Annotated in this window: 19 protein-coding genes and 1 tRNA gene; 11 read left to right on the top strand and 9 right to left on the bottom strand. The window is 52.3% G+C overall.

Features of this window, described 5'->3' with window-relative positions; all coding sequences use genetic code 11:
• The first annotated feature begins 14 nt into the window (after positions 1-14).
• The 6 genes from dapA to ACXJJX_RS08510 are packed head-to-tail and all read left to right on the top strand — an operon-like array spanning position 15 to position 5,427.
• Positions 15-950 (top strand): 4-hydroxy-tetrahydrodipicolinate synthase, encoded by a 936-nt coding sequence (gene dapA, locus ACXJJX_RS08535; RefSeq protein WP_456434173.1) that lies wholly within the window; start codon positions 15-17, stop codon positions 948-950.
• A gap of 25 nt (positions 951-975) precedes the next feature.
• Entirely contained in the window at positions 976-1,737 is a 762-nt protein-coding gene (locus tag ACXJJX_RS08530; RefSeq protein ID WP_456434172.1) for a DUF4412 domain-containing protein, read from the top strand.
• On the top strand, positions 1,731-2,534 hold the full coding sequence (gene dapB, locus ACXJJX_RS08525) for a 4-hydroxy-tetrahydrodipicolinate reductase (RefSeq protein ID WP_456434171.1): 804 nt from the start codon (positions 1,731-1,733) through the stop codon (positions 2,532-2,534). The genes ACXJJX_RS08530 and dapB overlap by 7 nt, the downstream gene beginning before the upstream one ends.
• Before the next feature lie 16 nt (positions 2,535-2,550).
• Positions 2,551-3,744 (top strand): aspartate aminotransferase family protein, encoded by a 1,194-nt coding sequence (locus ACXJJX_RS08520; RefSeq protein WP_456434170.1) that lies wholly within the window; start codon positions 2,551-2,553, stop codon positions 3,742-3,744.
• Positions 3,741-4,340 carry a D-sedoheptulose-7-phosphate isomerase gene (locus ACXJJX_RS08515; protein ID WP_456434169.1) on the top strand — a complete coding sequence of 200 codons (600 nt, stop codon included), beginning with the start codon at positions 3,741-3,743 and terminating at the stop codon, positions 4,338-4,340. Before ACXJJX_RS08520 ends, ACXJJX_RS08515 begins: the two co-directional genes overlap by 4 nt.
• A gap of 58 nt (positions 4,341-4,398) precedes the next feature.
• The gene (locus tag ACXJJX_RS08510) at positions 4,399-5,427 is read left to right on the top strand and encodes a bis-aminopropyl spermidine synthase family protein (RefSeq protein ID WP_456434168.1); all 1,029 of its coding nucleotides are present in this window, start codon (positions 4,399-4,401) and stop codon (positions 5,425-5,427) included.
• On the opposite strand, the gene ligA is transcribed toward ACXJJX_RS08510, so the two are convergent.
• Entirely contained in the window at positions 5,424-7,451 is a 2,028-nt protein-coding gene (gene ligA / locus ACXJJX_RS08505) for an NAD-dependent DNA ligase LigA (protein ID WP_456434167.1), read from the bottom strand. The genes ACXJJX_RS08510 and ligA overlap by 4 nt on opposite strands.
• A gap of 10 nt (positions 7,452-7,461) precedes the next feature.
• Positions 7,462-9,141 (bottom strand): phosphoglucose isomerase-related protein, encoded by a 1,680-nt coding sequence (locus tag ACXJJX_RS08500; protein ID WP_456434166.1) that lies wholly within the window; start codon positions 9,139-9,141, stop codon positions 7,462-7,464.
• 220 nt (positions 9,142-9,361) lie between these two features.
• Between ACXJJX_RS08500 and ACXJJX_RS08495 the strand changes: the two genes are divergently transcribed.
• The 4 genes from ACXJJX_RS08495 to ACXJJX_RS08480 all read left to right on the top strand — a co-directional run bounded on the left by ACXJJX_RS08495 (position 9,362) and on the right by ACXJJX_RS08480 (position 12,059).
• Positions 9,362-9,877, top strand: coding sequence for a type 1 glutamine amidotransferase domain-containing protein (locus ACXJJX_RS08495; protein WP_456434165.1), 516 nt, complete (start codon positions 9,362-9,364; stop codon positions 9,875-9,877).
• Positions 9,874-10,947 (top strand): NAD(P)/FAD-dependent oxidoreductase, encoded by a 1,074-nt coding sequence (locus tag ACXJJX_RS08490; protein ID WP_456434164.1) that lies wholly within the window; start codon positions 9,874-9,876, stop codon positions 10,945-10,947. Before ACXJJX_RS08495 ends, ACXJJX_RS08490 begins: the two co-directional genes overlap by 4 nt.
• 84 nt (positions 10,948-11,031) lie before the next feature.
• The gene (locus ACXJJX_RS08485; RefSeq protein WP_456434163.1) at positions 11,032-11,439 is read left to right on the top strand and encodes a Wzz/FepE/Etk N-terminal domain-containing protein; all 408 of its coding nucleotides are present in this window, start codon (positions 11,032-11,034) and stop codon (positions 11,437-11,439) included.
• A gap of 44 nt (positions 11,440-11,483) precedes the next feature.
• Entirely contained in the window at positions 11,484-12,059 is a 576-nt protein-coding gene (locus ACXJJX_RS08480) for a GumC domain-containing protein (RefSeq protein ID WP_456434162.1), read from the top strand.
• Between the two features lie 18 nt (positions 12,060-12,077).
• Here the strand turns inward: ACXJJX_RS08480 and ACXJJX_RS08475 are convergent, their stop codons facing one another.
• A complete protein-coding gene (locus ACXJJX_RS08475; protein WP_456434161.1) occupies positions 12,078-12,788 on the bottom strand; it encodes a type 1 glutamine amidotransferase in 711 nt (236 codons plus the stop codon).
• A 1-nt stretch (position 12,789) separates the two neighbouring features.
• Positions 12,790-13,950: a 3-deoxy-7-phosphoheptulonate synthase gene (locus ACXJJX_RS08470; RefSeq protein WP_456434160.1), complete on the bottom strand. Its 1,161-nt coding sequence runs from the start codon at positions 13,948-13,950 to the stop codon at positions 12,790-12,792.
• A gap of 238 nt (positions 13,951-14,188) precedes the next feature.
• On the opposite strand from ACXJJX_RS08470, the gene ACXJJX_RS08465 reads away from it, so the two are divergent.
• Positions 14,189-15,319, top strand: a complete 1,131-nt coding sequence (locus ACXJJX_RS08465) for a KamA family radical SAM protein (RefSeq protein ID WP_456434159.1) — start codon at positions 14,189-14,191, stop codon at positions 15,317-15,319.
• A 1-nt stretch (position 15,320) separates the two neighbouring features.
• Here the strand turns inward: ACXJJX_RS08465 and ACXJJX_RS08460 are convergent, their stop codons facing one another.
• The 5 genes from ACXJJX_RS08460 to ACXJJX_RS08440 form a co-directional block, all read right to left on the bottom strand.
• Entirely contained in the window at positions 15,321-15,719 is a 399-nt protein-coding gene (locus ACXJJX_RS08460; RefSeq protein WP_456434158.1) for a pancreas/duodenum homeobox protein 1, read from the bottom strand.
• A 245-nt stretch (positions 15,720-15,964) separates the two neighbouring features.
• Positions 15,965-16,053: transfer RNA gene (locus ACXJJX_RS08455), tRNA-Leu, on the bottom strand.
• 45 nt (positions 16,054-16,098) lie between these two features.
• Entirely contained in the window at positions 16,099-18,897 is a 2,799-nt protein-coding gene (locus tag ACXJJX_RS08450; RefSeq protein WP_456434157.1) for an Hsp70 family protein, read from the bottom strand.
• Positions 18,898-18,966: 69 nt separating this feature from the next.
• On the bottom strand, positions 18,967-19,797 hold the full coding sequence (locus tag ACXJJX_RS08445) for an ATP-grasp domain-containing protein (RefSeq protein WP_456434156.1): 831 nt from the start codon (positions 19,795-19,797) through the stop codon (positions 18,967-18,969).
• Positions 19,794-20,852 (bottom strand): class I fructose-bisphosphate aldolase, encoded by a 1,059-nt coding sequence (locus ACXJJX_RS08440; RefSeq protein WP_456434155.1) that lies wholly within the window; start codon positions 20,850-20,852, stop codon positions 19,794-19,796. Before ACXJJX_RS08440 ends, ACXJJX_RS08445 begins: the two co-directional genes overlap by 4 nt.
• Between the last annotated feature and the right edge of the window lie 82 nt (positions 20,853-20,934).

Raw genomic sequence — 20,934 nt, 5'->3', positions numbered from 1 at the left:
GAAGGAGGAAGAAGATGGCCAGAGCGTGTAAGTCAAAAACTAAGGGATGTGCCAAAAAGAAAGGAGCAAACAAGGCCTTTGAAGGGGCCATTGTGGCCATTGTTACTCCCTTTAAAGAGGGGCAGATAGACGAAGAAACCTACCGGCAGCTCATCGAATGGCATATCAAAAGCGGCACTCACGGGATCGTCCCCGTGGGGACCACTGGCGAGTCAGCCACCCTCTCCCATGATGAGCACAAACGAGTCATTGAAATCTGTATTGATCAGGTGGCCGGGAGGGTGCCAGTGATTGCTGGGGCTGGCTCTAACAACACTGCCGAATCCTTGGACCTGGCCAAGTTTGCTGAGGCGGCCGGGGCCGACGGCGTCCTTATGGTCACCCCCTATTACAACAAGCCCACCCAAGAGGGCCTCTATCAACACTACAAGACCGTGGCCGAGGCCATCAAGATTCCCATCATCCTTTACAACGTTCCTGGGAGAACAAGTGTCAATCTCCTACCGGAGACCGTAGCCCGGCTGGCCAAGATCAAAAACATCGTCGGCATCAAAGAGGCCTCTGGCGATCTCAAACAGGTCTCAAAGATCATTCAACTCTGCGGTCCTCGGTTTATTGTTCTCTCGGGAGACGATCCAACAGCCTTTCCTACCATGGCCTTGGGGGGGCGGGGGGTAATTTCCGTGGCCTCCAACGTTATTCCCAAGGAGATGGCCCAGATGATGAACTACTGTCTTAAAGGGGATTGGGACAAGGCGCGACGTCTCCATCACAAATATTTTTCCCTTTTTGTAGGGCTTTTTATAGAGACTAATCCTGTGCCGGCCAAGGCGGCCCTCCATCTGATGGGCAAACTGCCCTCTCCTGAGGTGAGGCTTCCCTTGGCCCCGATGAGCGAGACCAATCTCGAAAAGCTCAAAGAACTTCTGGCAGGATACAAACTTATTTAAAAAATCAAATATCTAGGGGGAGAAGATGAAGAAAATATTCTTTTTTCTACTCTTGTTGTTGTGGACGACGGTGGCTTCTGCAGGGATGATTATAGAGTCTCGCACTGCTCAGGGAGAAAGATTCCTCTTTGCCTGTGAAGGTTCTCTTTTTCGTATGGGCACTGAGGATAACTATACTATCATGGATGCTGAAGGGCAGATGTTTTACACAGTGATCCCTGCGGAGAAGACCTATTATGCCATCTCTGTAGAAGAGAGCCGGAAAAACCTTGAGGCCATGGAGAAACGTTTAAACAAGGTGGAGAAGACCTTGGGGGCCATAGGCAAAAAGTTTGGTAGTCTCTTCGGAGGTAAGGACGATCAAGCCCAGGAAGAAGCCCCGCCCGTGGCCCCAGAAGTGGTCTATAAAAAGACCGGTCAGAAGGGCAAAGTGGCCGGATGGCGGGCAGAAAAATTCATTATCTATAAAAATGGAGAGCCGGTAAGCGAGATCTGGGCCTCGAAGTGGTTGGCGGTGGAGATGGCTCGGGTTTGTAACTTGAGGAAGCTTGCCGAGATAACCAAAGCCTCTGTACCTGAGAACTGGTCTGATGATGCCCTCCCCACCATTGAGGCCGACAAGTATGAAGAGTTGGGTTATCCTTTAAAGGAGCGTACTTCTCAGGGAGAGTTGGTAATGGAAGTCATCAGGGCGGAGAAGAAGAAGCTTTCTCGGGATTTTTTCAGTATTCCGGAAAACTACAAGAAGGCTTCTTATCCTCAGATGCAAGGAGGTCGGCCATGGTAAAGGCCATTGTTGCCGGAGCTGCCGGGCGGATGGGCGGCCGGATCATTCACAATATCGTTAATACTGAAGGCATTGAGCTGGCCGGGGCCTTTGAACATCCGGATTCTCCGGCTGTGGGTAAAGATATTGGTGAGGTGGTTGGACTTCCCAGGATGGGCCTAGTAGTGGAGGATTCTCTAGAGAAAGTCATTGATCAGGGTGATGTAATCATTGACTTTACCTTTCATGAAGCCTCTCTGGCCCATGCTCGGATCAATGCCAGATACGGCAAGGCCATGGTCATTGGGACGACAGGCTTTAAGAAGGAAGAGCTGGCCGAGGTTCACGGGCTGGCCCGAGAACATTTTCCCCTGGTTCAAGCCTATAACATGAGCCTGGGGATCAATCTTCTTTATAAACTAGTGGAGATGGTCACCCGGGTCCTGGGAGAAGATTTTGACATCGAAATTCTCGAAGCCCACCACCGGATGAAAAAAGACGCCCCCAGCGGGACAGCCATAGCCCTTGGCAATGTTGTCGCCAAAACACTAGGCTGGGATGATTCGGCCTTTCGTTTTTGTCGAGAGGGAATCATCGGCGAGAGGTCCAAGAAAGAAATAGGGATCCAGACTATCCGGGCCGGAGAGATCGTTGGAGAACACACCGTTTTCTTTGCCGGTACAGGCGAAAGGATGGAGCTTACCCACCGGGCTTCAAGCCGGGATACCTTTGCCCGGGGGGCTGTCCGAGCGGCCAAATGGGTGGTTGGTCGTCCCAATGGAGTATATGACATGCACGACGTCCTAGGGCTTAAGTAGGCCGCAGGGGGCTTTTGTGGGGATAATTGTTGACCGAGGGGAGATCTATGTGGCCAGGACCTATCAGCGTTTCCCGGTAGCCTTCGTCCGAGGCAAGGGGACGCGCCTCTGGGACGAGGAGGGACGGGAGTACCTTGACTTTATCTCCGGTATTGCGGTCTGCGTTCTGGGACACTGTCCGGATCAGGTAGTAAGGGCCATAAAGGAGCAGGCCGACCGCCTCCTCCATACCTCAAACCTCTATTGGACAGGTCCCCAGACCGAAGTGGCCCAGATCCTCTGTGAACACTCCTTTGCTGATGGGGTCTTTTTTGCCAACAGCGGGGCCGAGGCGGTGGAGGCGGCCTTTAAGTGTGCTCGCCGTTATAGCTACAAGAAATATGGCCCAGATAGGTACGAAGTCATTGCCCTCTGGGGATCCTTTCATGGCCGGACCATGGGGGCTCTTTCCCTTACTGGGCAGAGCAAATACTGGGAAGGCTTTGAACCGTTAGTCCCCGGGGTGAAACACGTGCCTCCAGAGGATCTTGAGGCCCTGGCTCGGGCTATTGGTCCGGCTACCTGTGCGGTAATTGTTGAACCTATCCAGGGAGAAGGAGGGGTCAAGCCCCTTTCTCCGGAGTATCTCACTGGAGTGCGGGAACTCTGCAACGAACACGATCTGGTTCTCATCTTTGATGAAATCCAGGTCGGTCTTGGGCGGACAGGGTACCTTTTTGCCTATCAAGGCCTGGGGGTGGAACCTGATCTCCTCACCTTGGCCAAGGCTCTGGGTGGGGGGCTCCCTATAGGAGCCCTTTTGGGCCGTCGGGAGGTTCTGGCAGCCCTTGAACCCGGGACCCATGCCTCCACCTTTGGGGGCAATCCTGTGGCCTGCGCCGGGGCTAGAGCTGTACTGGAGGCCATCCTCGCTCCAGACTTTCTGGAAGAGGTAAGGCTTAAAGGGGCCCAACTGTCGCGGACCCTTGAGGCCCTGGCCAGAGATTTTCCTTCTCTCATTAAAGAGATTCGGGGAAGGGGACTCATCTGGGGGATTGAGCTTGGCTTTCCAGCCAAGGAGCTGGTTGAAGAACTTTTTTCTCAAAATATCCTCACAGCTCCTGCTGGGGAGAAGGTCTTAAGGCTTCTTCCCCCTCTTACAGTAGCCTACCGGGAGATAGACGCCCTAGGTAGAGCCCTTAGGGAGGTCCTGCGGAGGCGAATCCGATGAAATCAGCCCTTCTTCTCAAAGAGCGGGCTCAAAAGGCCCTTGAGGCCAGCATTGCCGCCAAGGCCTCCCTGATTGAAGGGGCCTTAGGCCCCACAGAGACCTTCTGTCGCTGGTGTCTGGAGGCCTTCCCCAGGGGAGGAAAACTTCTGGTCTTCGGAAATGGGGGAAGTGCGGCCGATGCCCAACATCTGGCCGCTGAGCTGGTTAACCGGTTCGGTTTTGATCGGGCTCCCCTTCCAGCTATAGCCCTGACAACGGATACCTCTGTTCTAAGCTCTATCAGTAACGATTATCATTTCTCTCGGGTATTTTCCCGTCAGGTTGAGGCCCTGGGGCGTCCTGGGGATATCGCTTTGGGGATCAGCACCAGTGGTCAGTCTGAAAACGTCTATTTAGGGCTTCTGACGGCCCGGCAAAGGGGTCTTAAGACGGCGGCCCTTACCGGCCCTGGGGGCGGAAAGTTGGCTGAGGTGGCCGAGATCACCATCCCTGTGGGCCTAGGTAGGACACCCCGCATCCAGGAGGCCCATATTTTTTGGATCCATCTTATCTGCGAAGTTATAGAAGAGACCCTCTTCGGCCGGACAAAAGATTGAAAGACTTGGCCTCTTCTGTTATCCCTTCCAAACCTGAAAGCCTTCAAAGGAGATTATTATGCGTACCAGATATCAGATCCTTCGAGCCCTCAAGGCCTGCCCGCTGAGCTTCTGGCAGCTGGTCAATCTTCAGGATGCCCATCTGGTAGAGTTCATCGAGGCCTTAAAGGACTTGCTTGACGAAGGGCAGATCTCTTACCAGGATGGTCTTTTTTGTCTAAAAGCCGAGGTCGCCTATCAGCCTCGAAGGGAGGTCATCTGCCGGCGTTGTGGAACCGGGGTAGAACTGCGGGGTTATTTCCAAGAACTTTTGGAGCACTTTCTGGAGGAAACCAAAGACCGTCCTCTTCCGGTAAGTGATTTTGATCAGGGATTTGTCCGTCCTCAGGATACAGTGGCTAGACTAGCCTATATGTATGAGCGAGGAGATATCGAGGATCAAGAGATCTTCATCCTCGGAGATGACGATCTACTTTCGGTGGCCATTGGCCTTACCGGAATGGCCAGAAGGGTGACCGTAGTTGAGGTAGATGAACGTTTGACAGGTTTCATCCGAGAGTTTGCCAGTAGGCGAGGGCTTAAGAATATCGCCGTTAGGGAATACAATGTCCTTGAGAGCCTTCCTGATGAAGAAAAAGGGGCCTATGATACCTTTGTCACCGATCCGGTGGAGACCAATAAAGGCCTTTTTCTCTTTGTGGGCCGCTGTCTTGAGACTTTGAAAGGGCCGGGGGCGGCAGGGTATATGGGATTTACTCATCGAGAAGCAAGCCTTAAGAAGTGGCATCGACTGGAGACCTTTGTTCTCAAGGCCGGAATGGTCATCACTGATATTCTCAGGGACTTTGCCATCTATCCTGAACGGGAGAATCAGTGGGAAGAATTCTACGAGACCTATGAGATTATGCGCCAGCTTGAGCTTCCTATGCCTGACTGTGACTGGTATAAGTCGGCCTTTGTCCGGATGGAGGCTGTGGCTCCCTTGAAGATACCGGAGTTTGACCCTCCTGAGGATCTTAAGGAGCTTTATTTCGATGACGAATCCTGGGCCACACCCTATCCTAGCTTTATGAAGGAGGGTGATTAGGCCAAGCCGATAAGTTTTAGAAACTCCTCCTCATTTATAATCCTTAGACCCAGGCGGCGGGCCCGTTCGTATTTTGAACCAGGGTTTTCCCCTACGACGACATAATCTACCTGACGGGAGACCGAAGAGGCCACCCGGCCACCAAGCTCCTGGATGCGGCGTTTGGCCTCTTGTCTGCTCATTGAGGAGAGGGCCCCGGTGAAGACAAAGGAGAGGCCAGAGAGGGGTTTTTCGGGCCTTTCTTCCTGGATGTCTTTGAAGCGAATTCCGGCCTCTAAGAGCCGTTGAATACGCTTCCGGTTGTGTTCGTCCTGAAAGTATTCAACGATGGAGGTCGCCACCTCAGGGCCTATGCCCTCAATGGAGAGGAGCTCTTCGAGGCTGGCGTTCATCAGGGACTCTAAGTCACGAAAACGTTCGGCCAGAATCTGAGCGGTTACCTCACCGACATGCCGGATGCCTAGGGCGTAGATGAAACGGGCAAGGGTTGTCTCCTTGCTTTTTTCCAGGGCCCGGATAAGGTTTTTGGCCTTCTTGCGGGCGAATCCCGGGAGTTGTTCCAGATCTTCTAGCCTGAGCTGGTAAAGATCGGCTATGTCTCGCACAAGGCCCATATCTACCAGGAGTTTGGCCACTTTTTGTCCTAGACCTTCGATGTCCATGGCCCCTTTGCTGGCAAAATGGATGATCGAACGTACCAGTTGGGCATAGCAGTTCTTGTTAGGACAACGCCAGATGGCCTCTCCAGGTCTGCGAACCAATTTTGAGCCACAGATAGGGCAGTGTCTGGGCATCTCAAAGGGGCGTTCCTTACCAGTACGCCGTTCCTTGATGACACTGACAATCTCCGGGATGACTTCTCCGGCCCGCTGGACCAAGACCCAATCGCCGATGCGGACGTCTTTGCGGCGAATTTCATCCTCGTTGTGGAGGGTGGCTCGGGAAACTATCACCCCACCTACCTTGACAGGTTTGAGGACGGCCACAGGGGTTACTGCTCCAGTACGTCCCACGCTGACGACTATGTCGAGCACCTGGGTAGTGGCCTGGGTGGGTTCAAACTTAAAGGCCAGGGCCCACCTCGGGCTTCGGGCCTTAGTGCCTAGCTTTTCCTGAAGTTTAAGGTCATTGACCTTGACGACCACTCCATCGATCTCATAAGGAAGTTTATCCCTTAGGGCCTCCATCTCTCGGTGATACTCAATGGCGGCCCTGATCCCTCGCACCAATCGGACGTGCGGGTTGACCCGAAAACCCCACTTGGGAAGGGTGGTCAGGATCTCCCACTGGCTCTTGAAAGTGTAGCCCTCCACCAAACCGATTCCATAGCAAAAGATGTCAAGGGGGCGCTTGGCGGTGACGTTCGGATCAAGCTGACGCAGGGATCCGGCGGCGGCATTACGGGGATTGGCAAAAGGGCTTTCTCCACGACGGAGTCGCTCTTCGTTGAGCTCCTTGAACCTTTCCTTGTCCATGTAGACTTCCCCTCGGACGTCGATCCTCCGAGGGATAGGAACATTATCGAGGCCAAGAAGCCTTAAAGGTATGGACTTGATGGTCTTGAGATTGTTGGTCACGTCTTCGCCCACATAGCCATCCCCCCTGGTTGAGCCCACCGTAAAAAGGCCGTTTTCATAGACTAGATCTACTGCCAGACCGTCTATTTTGGGTTCACAGGTGTACTCGATCTCCTCATCTTCTGGGAAATTAAGAAAACGTTTGATCCTACGGTCAAACTCCAGGACTTCTTCTTCGTCAAAGGCATCATCCAGGGAGAGCATAGGAGTAGAATGAGGCACCTGACGGAATTCCTCCGCCGGGGTAAAGCCCACCCTTTGGGTAGGGGAATCCGGGGTGATGAGTTCAGGATACCTCTCTTCGAGTTCCCGGAGCTCTCTCATCAGGGCATCGTATTCGGCGTCAGAGATTACCGGGGAGTCAAGGACATAGTAACGGTAGTTGTGGTAGTTGATCTCCTCTCGCAGTCTCTTGACTCGCTCAATAATCTCCTTGGGGACGGCCATGGCCCCTCCCTTAGAATTCTGCAAGCTCAATGGTTTCTTTGAGGAATTCGGCAAAGGCCTCCAGTTCTTTACGATAATCTTCTCCTAGGTGGATGTGAATGACTTGGCGTTCGAGGTCTGAGAGGGCCTGGAAATCTCCATAGGCCTGAGCAAATTGGAGATCCCAGAGGGTGTAAGCCTCTCCTGGGACCTTTTGTTCTTCCTTCCGGCCTCGGCGGGTAAAGATGAAGAAGGAGCCTGTTCTAGGGCCTCCTTTGTGGAGTTGACCGCTTGAGTGGAGATACCGGGGGCCAAAGCCGAACATTGTCGAACACTGGCGTCTGGTTCGGACCATGGTTCGAAGATCAGTAAAGAACTCCTCTAGCTCAGCAGCATAAGGAAGATAGGCCAAGAAGGCCACATAGGACCAGGGAGAGAGGTTCAGGAAGAACTTCCTTATTGCCAACTTGAGACTGGGCGTGTCTCCCAGGATCCGGGAGGTAATAAAGGCATGTCCGGTGCGCTCATCAAGACCGAACTCTACCCCAAAGTCTCCGGTTTTCTGAAAGAGCTTAAGGATCTCAGCGGTTTTACGTTTGGCCCGGATGACGTCTGGTTCATCAAAGGGGTTGATATCCAGGAAATATCCGGCCAAGGCCGTGGCCATCTCCCAGCGGAAGCATTCGGCTCCGATTTCATATCGATCTTCCCACCAGTGATTGACCAAGGGGAAGCTGTTTTGTTTGAGCTCTGAGAGCAGTCGTCCGTAGACATCACGGCGCCCCTCAAGCCCCATATTTACAAAGAAGCGATCCGGACCGTAGACGGTAGGAGACCCTGGGGCCTCTCCTACAATGGGGACAATGCCAATGCCGGTCTTACCAGTGCTTTCGGCCACGAGTTGTTCGATCCAGAGGCTGAAAGGCCGGATGAGGGGATCAGAGAGGATGGTCAGTTTGTCACGTTCAAGGATAAAGTTCTCCCCTAGGTACTCGGCCAGATTGGCCGCGGGGTTATATTCCCAGGCCACCTCCGGCCCACAGACGGTAGCCATCTCTTGGGCCTTGGAGAGAAGCCTCTCTATATCAAGTCCCAACAGACCTGCAGGAACAAGCCCAAAGAAGGAAAGGGCCGAGAAACGCCCTCCGACATCAGGGGGGGCTAAAAACAGGTGTCGGAACCCCTTCTCCTGGGCCGTTTGGGCCAAAGGGGTGCCAGGGTCAGTGATGGCTACAAAGTTTTCTCCAGGACGCTCTTTGAGCTCCTCAAGTTTGGCCCAAAAATATTTAAAAAGGCTAACTACCTCAATGGTGGTGCCTGACTTGGAGGCCACAACAAAGAGGACCCGGGTCAGATCAAAATCTTCTTCAATCTTGGCCACCTCTTCGGGGTCCGTGGTGTCCAGGACAAAGAAGTAGGGATAGCCTGCCTCGGGACCGAATATCTTACTTAAGGTGAGGGCGAAAAGACTCGATCCCCCCATACCTAGGAGACAAACGGCTTCGAATTCATCTTTAATCCCTTGGGAGACCATCTGGATCTCCTCAATCTTGGCCGGCATGGTCTGGGGGAGATCAAGCCAGCCCAGACGATTGGCGATAGCCCTCTGGACCTCTTCATCGCTACTCCAGAGACTAGGGTCCTTCTCCCAGAGTCGATGAAGTAAGAGAGATTTTTCGGAATCAGTAAGCTTTGAAGGGCGAACAAACATTTCAGACCTCCTTGAAAATTCTGAACCAGGGCCTATGAAAAGAGAAATGAGTGCCCAGGTGGAACCAGCAGATTCAGTAGCGCAAGATATTAAAGCTAATATCCCCTCTTTATGCAAAAACTTTTTACTCTTTCTATCCTTAACTTGACAGGCCTCTCCCGGGGCTTAGCTTCTTGATGGCGCGTGCCCCTATCTGTTCTTTGTTTAAGGAGGCTTTAGTATGAGGGTTTTAATCCTTACGGCCAATAACTTTGAAGACACTGAACTTCTTTGCCCTATGTACAGGCTTATCGAAGCCGGCTATCAGGTGGATATTGCTTCTTTAGAATGGGGGGAGATTGTTGGCAAAAGAGGCTATAGGATCTCAGCCAATCTGGCCGTAGATGAGGTCTCCCCAGATGGCTATCGGCTTCTTCTCATTCCCGGAGGCAAGGCCCCGGCAGCCCTAAGGGAGGACAACCAGGTCCTTGATTTGGTACGCCGCTTTGCCGAAGCCGGCAAACCCATAGCGGCCATCTGCCATGGACCTCAGGTTCTGATCTCTGCGGGCCTCCTCAAAGGCCGGAGGGCTACCGCCTACAAAACTGTGGCCGAGGAGCTTCGGTCCGCCGGGGCCCTCTACGAGGACAGCCCCGTAGTTGTCGACAGGAACATCATTACTTCGAGGATGCCCGGGGACCTTCCCTTCTTTATGCGGGAGATAATAAAGGCTCTTTCCAGGAGGGGAGACTCATGATCAAGGCCGACTATCTTATCCTCGGCGGAGGCTACGCCGGAGTCCCTTTGGCCTATCGCTTGGGGCGTCAGGGGGAGGATTTTCTCCTGGTAAATCGTCTTCCCTATCAGACCCTAGCTGCTCTTCTACCTGAGCTGATTACCGGATCCATCTGTGAAGAAGAGGGCATCATTTGGCTTAAACCTCTTCTTAAGAGGGTCTTGGTTGGGGAGGTTAAGGAGATCGATCTTCAGGGCCGGAAGATAGTCGTCCTTGACCATGGCCGCGATCTTCTCACCCTTACCTGGAATAAGGCCCTGGTGATCTCCCTTGGTTGGGAACCTGATGTCCGTTTTCCAGCCCAAGGGGTTCATTTTGTGAGAGAATTGCCAGATGCCTTTCTCCTGAGACGTTATCTTTACCTCCAAGAAGGACAACGGATAGTCATCTGCGGTGGAGGCTTTGTCGGGGTTGAGTATGCCGGGGAGATTGCCACAGACCTTGGTTTTAAACTAGACTTTGAGATCCATCTGGTTGAGGCCGCCAGCGACCTCCTCGCTGGACTCCCCCGGGAAGCCCGGGACAAGGCCCGAGTGATCCTTGAGGAGCGGGGGGTCAAGGTCCACACCGGGGTGGCCGTGGAGGCTATTGCCGATGGCCGTTTGATTCTCAAAGACGGGACGGAGATTCCTGGAGATCTCTTCCTCTGGGCTGCCGGAGTCCGGGCTAACCGATTGTTGGAAGAAAGCGGCTTTGAGGTGGACCAACGAGGACGGGCCCTAGTGGATGAGTATCTTCGGGCCAGGGGGCAGGAGGATGTCTTTGTTATTGGAGACTGTGCCGGTACGAATCTTCCCATGCTGGGGCAGATTGCCGTCCAACAGGGCAAGTTCCTGGGAGATAATCTGCCCAGGATTGTCTCTGGAGACTGGCCTCCTGAGCCAAAGTTTGCCTATAAAGGCCTGGTTGTAAGCCTGGGGGAGGCCGAGGCGGTAGCCGCCCTGGGAGATAGGGTCTCCTTTTCGGGGATGCTAGCTGTAGTCCTTAAGAAGATCCTTGGCAAGAAGTATTTTTTGGACATCCGGATATAATTTTTGGTTATTTGGCTGGTGCCTCAAGACCAGATGTGCTAATTTCTCCTGCCAGATTAGTCCTGAAGCCAAACGAGGGAGACCATGGAGGATAAAAGAGTATCTCCGCCGGAGATTCCTTCGTTTTATGAAGAAGACGAGATTGATCTTGCCGAACTCTTTGGTGTCCTTTGGAAGAGAAGATGGTTTATTGTGGGAGTTGTCTTCGTTTCTCTGCTAGCTGCAGGGCTATATTGTGTCTTTGTCCCTTCTCAATACAAGATATCTATGCAGCTCCGTCCAGGAGTGACCGGTTTCAATGAAAAAGGAAACCCCATTTCTGACTGGACGGTAAATGATCTTAAAGCCTGGGTGGATGAGGGGGCCTATTTGGGTTACCTCCTTGAGGAGTTTAAGGATGGGCAACACATTCCCAAGATAGAGGCTAGAGTTGTCCGTAATGGAACTTTAGTAACCCTGAGTATGTTCCAGTTCAAGGACAAGAGATTCTAGCCAAAGTGGTCCAGTTTTTTATTTCTGCCCCGGAGACAGACCAGATGGGTAGGCTTAAGGTCTCTCAAAAGGAGGTAACTACTAGGATCGAGACCTTGAAGAAGACCCTGAGTTTGATTGAGGGAAAAAAGAAAGAGCTGATCGAGACCCTTGAAGAGTACCGGAGAAACTTAAAAGAGGGTAAGGAAAAAATGCGGCAAATAGAAAACGAAACCGCAGAGATGATCCTGGCTAACAGAAAACTTGCAGTTCCCGAAAAGACGGCTTTTTTTCTTCTTCAGTCGAATATAATCCAACAGAGCATCATCTTTTCAACCAATTTGAATCGCTATCTGAACGACCTAAATAAAGAGGTAATGGATCTTCGGGAAGAAATCACCTCTTTGGATCAGAAGGCCATGGATATTAAGGCCCGGATTGAAACTTGGAAGGGCAGATTGGCCCTTCTTTCGCCTGTAGAGATAATTCAGCCCCCTTTTGCCTCACCTGGTCCGGTTAAACCTAAAAAGGGTCTCATTATAGCTGTTGTTCTGGTATCATCTTTTTTTATGGCGATATTTCTGGCTTTTTTCCTTGAGTTTTGGGAGAAGAACCGAGATAAAATCAGCCAAGATAAGTAAGATCAGCCAAGATAAGGTCTAATCAAGTTCGATCAGCTCCAGAAAATTACCCAGAAGTTCGTAAAGGACAGGCCGCATCTGTTCGTAGAGATCAGGCTCTCCGAGAATGGCCTCTTTGCTCTGGATAAAAGGGGCCTCAGTGATCTCGTGCTCGCAGTGTTCAACCAAGGCAGCAACATTTTCCGGACCGACTTCAAGGTGGAACTGAAGTCCCAAGACGTAGTCTTCATAAAGGAAGGCCTGGTTCTCGCAGGCCTCGGAGCGGGCTAGATGTACCCCGCCGGCAGGAATGTCAAAGGTGTCCCCATGCCAGTGAAAGGCTAAAAAGCGATCAGGGATATCCTGACAGAGAGGATGATCCCGACCGGCCTTGGTGAGCTCTACCGGGAACCAGCCGATTTCTTTATATGAATTGCGGCGGACACCAGCACCCAGGATAGCAGCCAAAAGCTGAGCTCCTAGACAGATCCCTAAGGTGGGAATCCTCTCTTTAAGGGCCTGGGAGAGAAAGTTCTTCTCTTCTTTGAGCCAGGGATAGGCTTCATCATCGTGGACGCCCATGGGGCCTCCCATAACCACCAGCAGGTCTATCTCTCCTAAAGGAGGAAAACCATCCCCACTGTAAAGGGCGGTCTTGGAGATCTCAAAGCCGGCACTCTTGGCCCAGTCAATGATAAGACCGGGGGTCTCGAAGGGGACGTGTTGGAGGTAATGGAGTCGTTTGGTCATTTTAGTGGGCCTCCGCTTCTCTAAGGCCAACTCCTGGGCTCCAGGCCTTAAGGGAATATCGGGCGGCAAGATCCTTCCGACGCAGATAGGTCTCCCGGACCAAAGCCATATCAGCCACAAAGTGGGGTAACTCTTCTAAGGTCAAGGCCTGAGGGCCATCACAGAGGGCCTCCTCTGGCCGGGGATGAAATTCCACCAAAATCATATTGGCTCCGGCAATTATCCCCTGAGCAGCAGCATGGAAGATGTCTAGTATTCCATCTGGGGCCCATTCCTTGATCCCTACTGAATGGGTCGGATCCACACAAACCGGAAGCCTGGTTAAGCGCTTGACTACTGGTACGTGGCCGAAATCAATCAAGTTACGGTGAGGGTCACCAAGATTTGTCTTCACCCCTCGGAGGCAAAAGACGATGTTTCGATTCCCCTCACTAGCAATATACTCACAGGCATTAAGTGACTCCTCAAGACTGAGCCCCATCCCTCGCTTGTAAAGTACCGGGAAGTCCTTTTGCTGGCCTACGGCTTTGAGAAGCTCAAAATTCTGGGCATTGCGAGTTCCGATCTGAAGCATGACCCCGGTAGGATGCCCGGTGTCCTTCAAAGCCTCGCGGATCTCATCAATATGGGTTTCTTTGGTTACCTCCATGGCGATGCAGCGGATGCCATATTTGCCGGCCAGCTCAAAGAGCCAGGGAAGACACTTCTTCCCATGGCCTTGGAAGGAATAGGGACTTGTACGAGGCTTGTAAGCCCCCATCCGGCTGGTGGTAACACCCATTTCCTTTAGGGCAGCAAAGATTTTCTCTACGTTGGTTGGATTATCTACGGCACACAGGCCGGCAAAGATGTGAAAGGAATCCTGATCAAAGTGAAGGCCATTATAATCAAAGCCAAAGCCCTCAAGATCCTCTTGGTGGCGGCCAATGAGGCGGTATTTCTTGGAGACCCGGATGACCTTCTCTACTCCAGGCAGGGCCTGGATCTCCTCATCAGGGATGTGGGCCGTGGGGCCGATGACGTAAAGCTCCATGACTGTTCGCGTTGTGCCCCGGATACCCGAGAGCCTAGTGGAAATGCCTTCATACTGATGAAGGACTTCAAGGATACGCTTTACCTCCGGACCATGGGGATCTATATCCTGTTTGAGGATGATGATCATCTTTCAACCCCTAAAGAGACTAATTATTTTTTTAATTATTGCCATTTGCTAATAAAACAAGGGGCTTAAACTTGTCAAAGGGGCAATCCTCTGGTAAGGGAAAAGGTGATGTTTTTGCGCTTAAAGATCCCACCAATTTCATTTGGGACATAATTATTATTCACCTAGTTTTTTTCTGTAAATATTATCTTAAATTTTCCGCCCCTTAACGTTAAAAAAACAAAAAAGAGGTGTTCCGATGTTGGGAAATTTTATCACAGACATCAGGGATATTGAAGTCTTTACCTCGGAGGTAAACCTTGACGGTCTGGAGAGGGTAACTAACTTTTTTCCCTTTAAGGCTACCGAATATTATCTTTCTCTAATTGATTTTGATGACCCTCAGGATCCGCTACGGCGAATTATCCTCCCCGATGAGGAGGAATGTGACAGCTGGGGGCGCCTTGATCCTTCCAATGAGAGTTCCTATACGGTTATCCCTGGCCTCCAGCATAAATATAATTCAACAGCTCTGATTCTCTTTAGTAATCTTTGCATTGGTTTTTGTCGGTATTGTTTCCGAAAACGTCTTTTTTTAGAGGGAAAACGGGAGAGGGTTGTCGATATAGATGAGGCTGTCCGCTATATAAAGGATCACCCCGAGATAACCAACGCCATTTTGAGTGGGGGGGATCCCTTGGCCCTTCCGACTCCAAGGATTGAGGAAGCCTTAGCCAAGTTGAGGGAGATAAAACACCTTCAGATAATTCGTTTGGGGACGAAATGTCTCTCCTATAATCCGACTCGGATCATCCACGACCGTCGTCTCCTGGAGGCAATCAGCCGTTACAGCACGACAGAGAAGAAGATCTACATTATGGCCCACTTTGATCACGCTCGGGAGATCACTAAAGAGGCCGAGCGAGCCGTCCACATGCTCCTTAGGGCCGGGGCAGTAATTCTCAATCAGACTCCTATTATCCGGGGGGTGAATGACTCCCCCCAGGCCTTGGCCGATCTTTTCCGGAGGCTTTCTGCTATCGGAGTGGCTCCTTATTATGCCTTTCAGTGTCGGCCAGCCATCGGTAACAAGCCCTACGCTGTTCCCATTGAAGAGGCTTACCAAATCTTTGAAGGGGCCCGGGCCCTATGTTCAGGGTTGGACAAGAGGGCCCGTTACGTAATGTCCCATGCCTTGGGGAAAATAGAAATCGTCGGGCTTACGGCTGAAAAGGTCTTCTTTAAGTTCCATCGGGCTGCAGATAATTTCGATAGTGCCCGTTTTATGATCTACCAGCGCAATCCCGAAGCCTATTGGTTTGACGATTACAAAGAGGCTGTAGAAGAGTACCCTTTAAGTCTGGCCAGTAGCTGTTATGGGCCGGAGTAGCTCAGGCCTTAACCACTTCTAGCCAAAGAGGGACGGCGTGAAGTGAAGGGGTCAGCTCTTCAGTGGGCCCTAGTCGCCAGTCAGCAACCCTGAGCCCTGGAAGTCTCCGACTGATCTCCTCTACTAATCCGGAGACATTTATTACCGGGTGTCTGGCAAAGACCTCAGGGAGGCCATAGGTCAAGTGACAGGCCAAACACCGTCCTGGGCGTTGCCGAAGCTCAAAATCAAGCTTTATCAGTCCCCTTTTTTCATCAAAGAAGCGATAGACTAGACAGATATCGTAGGCCCCCTCCTCGGGGTCGCCAAAAAGGGCCTCAAAGAACTGATCTGCCTTTTCTGGAGGGAAGAGCTGGCAGAGGAAGGAATCTGAAAGGATTTCCTTAAGCCGATCATCCATCTCTTGGGCCTCCCATAATAGAAGATATTTTCATTCTTTAGAAGCTATCGAGAGACTTTAATCTTGGTGTTTCAAAATGCAAATCCACCTCACGAGGAAGAGCCACTCTTTAGGAAAGTAAAATGGCAAGATTTGCAGAAAATAGATCAATTTCAGAATAATCCGCCAGGAATTTGTCCTTACCAAGTTTTTATGGTTTTGACTTATTAAGGGGAGAAGGGCGGATTGAAGAAATATGTCTGACTTGGTGCCGAAGGGGGGAGTCGAACCCCCACGGGCATAAACGCCCACTAGATCCTGAATCTAGCGCGTCTGCCAATTCCGCCACTTCGGCACGACACGATTTTTAAATTACCGAGACCATTCTGGCTGTCAATCCTTATTCTTTGAGGATGAGGCCCTCTGGAAGACTCTCCCCATAGAGTCTGGTAGCCTCGGTCCTCTCCAAAGGCCGGGCCTCTTTGAGTAGATTGACAATCACCCCGGTCCCCGGGATCATCTCCAAGAAGGCTATCAAACGGTGCCTTGTCTCTTCGTCGATGTCCCGGGCCCGATCTCCAGTCATTCGGCCCATGTGGCCCAGGGCCTGAGCCAGGGCTAAGACGGCTCTGCCAGCCTTCTTCGGAGGGGTAAACCTTTCGATAAGATTCAGGATCCAGCGGGAGACTTCGGGGGCAGGGACGACCTCATTGATCGGTCCATAGAGTGGCTCTCGGGCTCCCAGACGGGATAAGGTCAAAAAGCCTAGGGCCAAGGAAAGCCCTCGACCGATTTCGGTAAGTAGGGCCCGGCCCAGATCCACCTTGGTCTGCCATGGGAGACGTTCTAGGTTGCCGGCTAGAAGCCACATCTCAGGCCTTTCTTCCCGAAAGAAGCGAATTTTAGGGCGGCCCTTTTTCTTGCGGCTGGGGACAAGGACGGGCTTGATTCGGGCCAGGATTTGGTTTTGCTGGCCACTGGTAAGGCCTCCGGCTATTCTTCGCCAGAATATCCACCACTCCCGGGCACAGTTTACATCTCGAGGATGGGCCAGGCCTTCAAAGTGGAGGGCCCAGAGTTGCTTAATCCTCCAGGGATCAAGCCGATCACCATAGCCAGGGCGCATGAAGAAGCCCGTAAGATTAAGCCACCGGACTTCGTGGGCTACAGTCCTCTTACGTTCGTCCTTGAGTCCAATGACTGTATCGGCCAAGGCCCTTAAGAGTTCAAGGGGCCACTGATCCTTTTCCATCTCCAGGATCTCCCGAAGTCTTCGGGGCAGGGCCTCTGGTGGAACCTGTCCAGAGAAGGTCTCTTTTAAGGCCAAGGCGGCCTTTTCAGTGCGCCGACGTAAATCCTCAGGAAGCCTCTTCAGGCTGCCCTGTCTATCTTGTTCGGTTGGTTCAACCACCACTCCGGTAGGAAGAGGGGGGAGGGATTGGGGAGCGGTCTTCTCCCGGCGGAGCTCAAAGCGTAGGCGCCAGCGATGGGGCGTCTTAAGGCAGCGGCAGAAGATCTCCAAAGTCCCTACCTCGGTAAGCAACGCCCCTACCCGGACGGGAATCCGTTTTGCTTCCTTCCGTTTACCGTATTTTAAGACGGTGACCAGGGGAGGAAGTTCGGCCAAATCACCTGGCTGAACAGTGATGACCTCCCCCAGCTGGTCTTTCTGACGATCCGTAGCGTGGTAGAGGCTGAAGCGGACCGGGCGGTTAGTAATAACCTCAAAGCTCCGGGGAAGCTCAAGCTCACAACCCTCCTCTGTGCCCTGGGGGACGAGACAGACGGCCGAAAGCTTACCCTCTTCTTTGGGAGCCACCCCTAGATAGTAAGATCTGGGGACACCACCTCCTATTTTTATCCCCAGCCCCCGGCGTACTAATCCGTAATAAGCCGACCCCAGACAGATGGCCAGATCTAAAGACGGGTTTTTAAGTTCCCTGGCCTCGCTACCAAACCATTGGCCCAGGGCCTTAAGGATTCTTTCTCTGAGAAGGCTTGGCTTCATAGCCCCGCCATTGAAGAGGACAAAATGAGGGGCCTTCTGACCGTGTCGATATAAAAAAGCGGCCAAATGTTTGGTTATTGCGCTTTCTCGAGCATAAGGTAGCCCCCATTCTCGAAGACCTCCGGGGACGGACCTAAAATTCTTTAGGCCTTCACTCCACTCCTCAAAAGGGAAGAACTCCTCCAAGATAAGAGAGAGGACCTCGTCTCTTGAGATCTTGGCCACTAAGGTCTCTGCGATGAGGGCAGTTCCTCGCCCCGTGAGCCTTACAGCCTCTTCTTCTGGACCACTTTCTGAAAGGAGACGTTCTTTGATCTCGCGGCACTGGTGGGTGAGCATCTGGAAGCGGACGAGGTCGAGCCGGGCCCCGGAGAGTTTTCTCTCTACCAGCCGAGCCAGGGCCAGATCCATGTTGTCACCGCCAAGAAGGATGTGGTCGCCAACAGCTACTCGCTTAAGCTCTGGCCCCTCCGGGCCAGCGATGGCCTCGATGAGAGTGAAGTCAGTAGTTCCTCCGCCGACATCGCAGATAAGAATAAGTTGACCCTCCTTGATTATCTCGGTCCAATTTTCTTCGTTTGCCGAAAGCCAAGCATAAAAGGCAGCCACAGGTTCCTCGATCAAGGTTACAGAAAGCCCAGTGTTCTTGGCAGCGGCCAGGGTGAGCTCGCGGGCCACATCATCGAAGGAGGCCGGTACGGTGACAATGACTTCCTGATTCTCAAGCCGAGCCTCAGGATTATCCCTGGCCATAGTCCAGTTCCAGGCCTCTTTGATGTGTTGGAGATAGCGGGCCGAGGCCTCAACAGGGGAGACCTTGGGAACCTCATCTCCTGCTCCCCAGGGAAGGATAGGTGACTGACGGTCTACCCCTCCGTGGCAGAGCCAGCTTTTGGCCGAAGAGACCAACCTATTGGGGACCCTGAGCCCCTGTTCGCGGGCAAGTACTCCGACTATATAATTCCGTTCTTTATCCCAGGGCAGGGCGCAAGCTCCGGGCTCAAGGTCAAACTCTCCAGGGAGATAGAGAAAGGAGGGAAGGACCGCATGGGGAGATAGACGCTGTCGACCGGTTAGCTGGGGAATCTCAAAAAGCCTCAGCTGGGGCCTGGGCCCTGGTTCCTGGAGGTCTACATAGGCCACCGCTGAATTAGTAGTCCCCAAGTCTATTCCTACCAGATAGCGAACCATGAAAGCTCCAGCCCTAAAAGTTTCAGATCTTAACTTTAATTTATCTTGACCTTCTTGCCAAAAGGCAACTTAGGATAGGGTTTGAAAGAACTGCTCTATGGCCTCCAGGAAAAGCTTCTCGAAACCTCCAAAAGGTTCCAGGCCCCGACGGCCGAAGGAAAAATTTATCTCCAGGACCAGGGGGAAGCCGGTGTCAGAGAAGGCTAGGTCAAAGCCGGCCAGGTTGATTCCTGTTTTTTTAATTATTTTTTTAACCAACGCCCTTCCCCGGCGCTGGAGGTCCGGTTGGTATTCGTAGTCTATCTCTGCCCCTCGAGCTAGGTGATGGTAGAAGGCCTTTTGACGCCGCCAATAGCTGATGATTTTGGAGCCGATGACCACCACTCGCAGGTCTTCTTTGAGCCCTGGCAGGTAGTCCTGGATGATGAAACCCTCCCGGCCTCTGAGCTCTAGAGTCTTAAGTTTGGAAATAACCTCTGTCAAACCTTGCTTGTCTTTGATCAGCCAAGTCCCTCCCCCTTCTCCCCCCAGATCGGCTTTAAGGACAAAGGGATAGGGCGGAAGTTCCAGGGGCGCAGAAAGGGGGTGTCTTCTTAGGAGGGGTTCAAGTTGGAGGCAGACAATGGTTCTGGGATGGGGAATCTTAAGCCGGGAGAAGGCTAGGGCCTGTCCCACCTTGCCCGGGAAGCGAAAACGGAAGTCGTAGTTGGGAAAGACCGGGGCTAGGCTTCGGGCCAGCCAATAGATCTCTGGACGAAGGGCTTGGGGAAGCACGATAGCCCTGGCCTTGGAAAGCAGGCTCAGTTCCTCCTCTCCCAAGAAACCCTTGGCCCAGAGAAAAACATCCGCCTCGTAGAGGGGGTTTAAAGAGACAATCGGAGGCTTTTCTCTCCTCTTCAAGCAACCGTTACCTCCGGGCAGAGATAGACGTCTTGGACGGCCTGAATAATGGCTATTCCTTCTTCGAACGGCTTCTGGAAGGCCTTACGTCCTAAAATAAGTCCCATGCCACCGGCCCTTTTGTTGATTACAGCTGTACGCACAGCCTGGGCCAGATCGTTCTGCCCCGAAGGTCCTCCAGAGTTGATCAAGCCGGCGCGTCCCATATAGCAGTTGGCTACCTGGTAGCGGGTGAGGTCTATGGGATGGTCACTAGTCAGTCTTTCATAGACTAGCGGATGGGTCTTGCCGAATTTAAGGGCCAGAAAACCGCCATTTGTCTCTGGCAGCTTCTGTTTAATAATGTCGGCTTCAATGGTTACTCCTAAGTGGTTGGCCTGACCGGTTAGATCAGCAGCGACATGATAGTCGGTCTGGTTGGTTTTGAAGGCCTCGTTTCGTAGATAGCACCAGAGGATGGTTACCATCCCAAGCTCATGGGCGTAACGGAAGGCCTCGCTGATCTCCATTATCTGGCGTCGGCAGTTGGGCGATCCGAAGTAGATGGTCGCCCCTACTCCAATGGCCCCCAGATTGAAGGCTTGGTCGATGTTGGCAAAAAGCGTCTGATCGTACTGGTTAGGATAAGAAAGAAGCTCATTGTGGTTTATTTTGAGGATAAAAGGGATCTTATGGGCATATTTTCGGGCCACACTTCCCAGTACCCCAAGGGTTGAGGCTACAGCGTTACATCCGGCCTCAAGCCCCAGGCGTACAATGGCCTCAGGATCAAAATATATGGGGTTAGGGGCAAAGGAGGCCCCGGCTGAATGTTCTATCCCCTGGTCTACCGGAAGGATAGAAAGATAGCCTGTCCCGGCCAGCCTTCCGTGATTAAACAGGGCCTGGAGGTTTCTCAAGACCGCCACCGGACGATCACTTAAGGCAACTACCCGGTCTATAAAATCCGGCCCTGGCAGATGGAGCATCTCCTTAGGGATAGTTTGACAGCGATGCTCCAGGAGATAATGGGCCTCTTCCCCTAAGAGTTCAGCGATTTTGTCAATACTGGCCATCTCCGTCCTCCTTGCTTTCTTTACTTCGGCTAAGGTAATCTCTGCTGAGCCCCAATTCAATCAGAGCTCTTGAAACTATTTT

Source organism: Thermosulfuriphilus sp. (genome assembly GCF_054026695.1).
Note: the sequence above shows the minus strand (reverse complement) of the source record. Positions and strands in the feature narration are given on the sequence as shown.

Excerpts from the sequence above, each read along its gene's own strand:
- ACXJJX_RS08500 (WP_456434166.1), bottom strand. The coding sequence starts at position 9,141 with ATGTTTGTTCGCCCTTCAAAGCTTACTGATTCCGAAAAATCTCTCTTA.
- ACXJJX_RS08490 (WP_456434164.1), top strand. The coding sequence starts at position 9,874 with ATGATCAAGGCCGACTATCTTATCCTCGGCGGAGGCTACGCCGGAGTC.
- dapB (WP_456434171.1), top strand. The coding sequence starts at position 1,731 with ATGGTAAAGGCCATTGTTGCCGGAGCTGCCGGGCGGATGGGCGGCCGG.
- ACXJJX_RS08450 (WP_456434157.1), bottom strand. The coding sequence starts at position 18,897 with ATGGTTCGCTATCTGGTAGGAATAGACTTGGGGACTACTAATTCAGCG.
- ACXJJX_RS08495 (WP_456434165.1), top strand. The coding sequence starts at position 9,362 with ATGAGGGTTTTAATCCTTACGGCCAATAACTTTGAAGACACTGAACTT.
- ACXJJX_RS08510 (WP_456434168.1), top strand. The coding sequence starts at position 4,399 with ATGCGTACCAGATATCAGATCCTTCGAGCCCTCAAGGCCTGCCCGCTG.
- ACXJJX_RS08440 (WP_456434155.1), bottom strand. The coding sequence starts at position 20,852 with ATGGCCAGTATTGACAAAATCGCTGAACTCTTAGGGGAAGAGGCCCAT.
- ACXJJX_RS08485 (WP_456434163.1), top strand. The coding sequence starts at position 11,032 with ATGGAGGATAAAAGAGTATCTCCGCCGGAGATTCCTTCGTTTTATGAA.
- ACXJJX_RS08475 (WP_456434161.1), bottom strand. The coding sequence starts at position 12,788 with ATGACCAAACGACTCCATTACCTCCAACACGTCCCCTTCGAGACCCCC.
- ACXJJX_RS08530 (WP_456434172.1), top strand. The coding sequence starts at position 976 with ATGAAGAAAATATTCTTTTTTCTACTCTTGTTGTTGTGGACGACGGTG.
- ligA (WP_456434167.1), bottom strand. The coding sequence starts at position 7,451 with ATGGCCGTCCCCAAGGAGATTATTGAGCGAGTCAAGAGACTGCGAGAG.
- dapA (WP_456434173.1), top strand. The coding sequence starts at position 15 with ATGGCCAGAGCGTGTAAGTCAAAAACTAAGGGATGTGCCAAAAAGAAA.
- ACXJJX_RS08470 (WP_456434160.1), bottom strand. The coding sequence starts at position 13,950 with ATGATCATCATCCTCAAACAGGATATAGATCCCCATGGTCCGGAGGTA.
- ACXJJX_RS08465 (WP_456434159.1), top strand. The coding sequence starts at position 14,189 with ATGTTGGGAAATTTTATCACAGACATCAGGGATATTGAAGTCTTTACC.
- ACXJJX_RS08480 (WP_456434162.1), top strand. The coding sequence starts at position 11,484 with ATGGGTAGGCTTAAGGTCTCTCAAAAGGAGGTAACTACTAGGATCGAG.
- ACXJJX_RS08460 (WP_456434158.1), bottom strand. The coding sequence starts at position 15,719 with ATGGATGATCGGCTTAAGGAAATCCTTTCAGATTCCTTCCTCTGCCAG.
- ACXJJX_RS08515 (WP_456434169.1), top strand. The coding sequence starts at position 3,741 with ATGAAATCAGCCCTTCTTCTCAAAGAGCGGGCTCAAAAGGCCCTTGAG.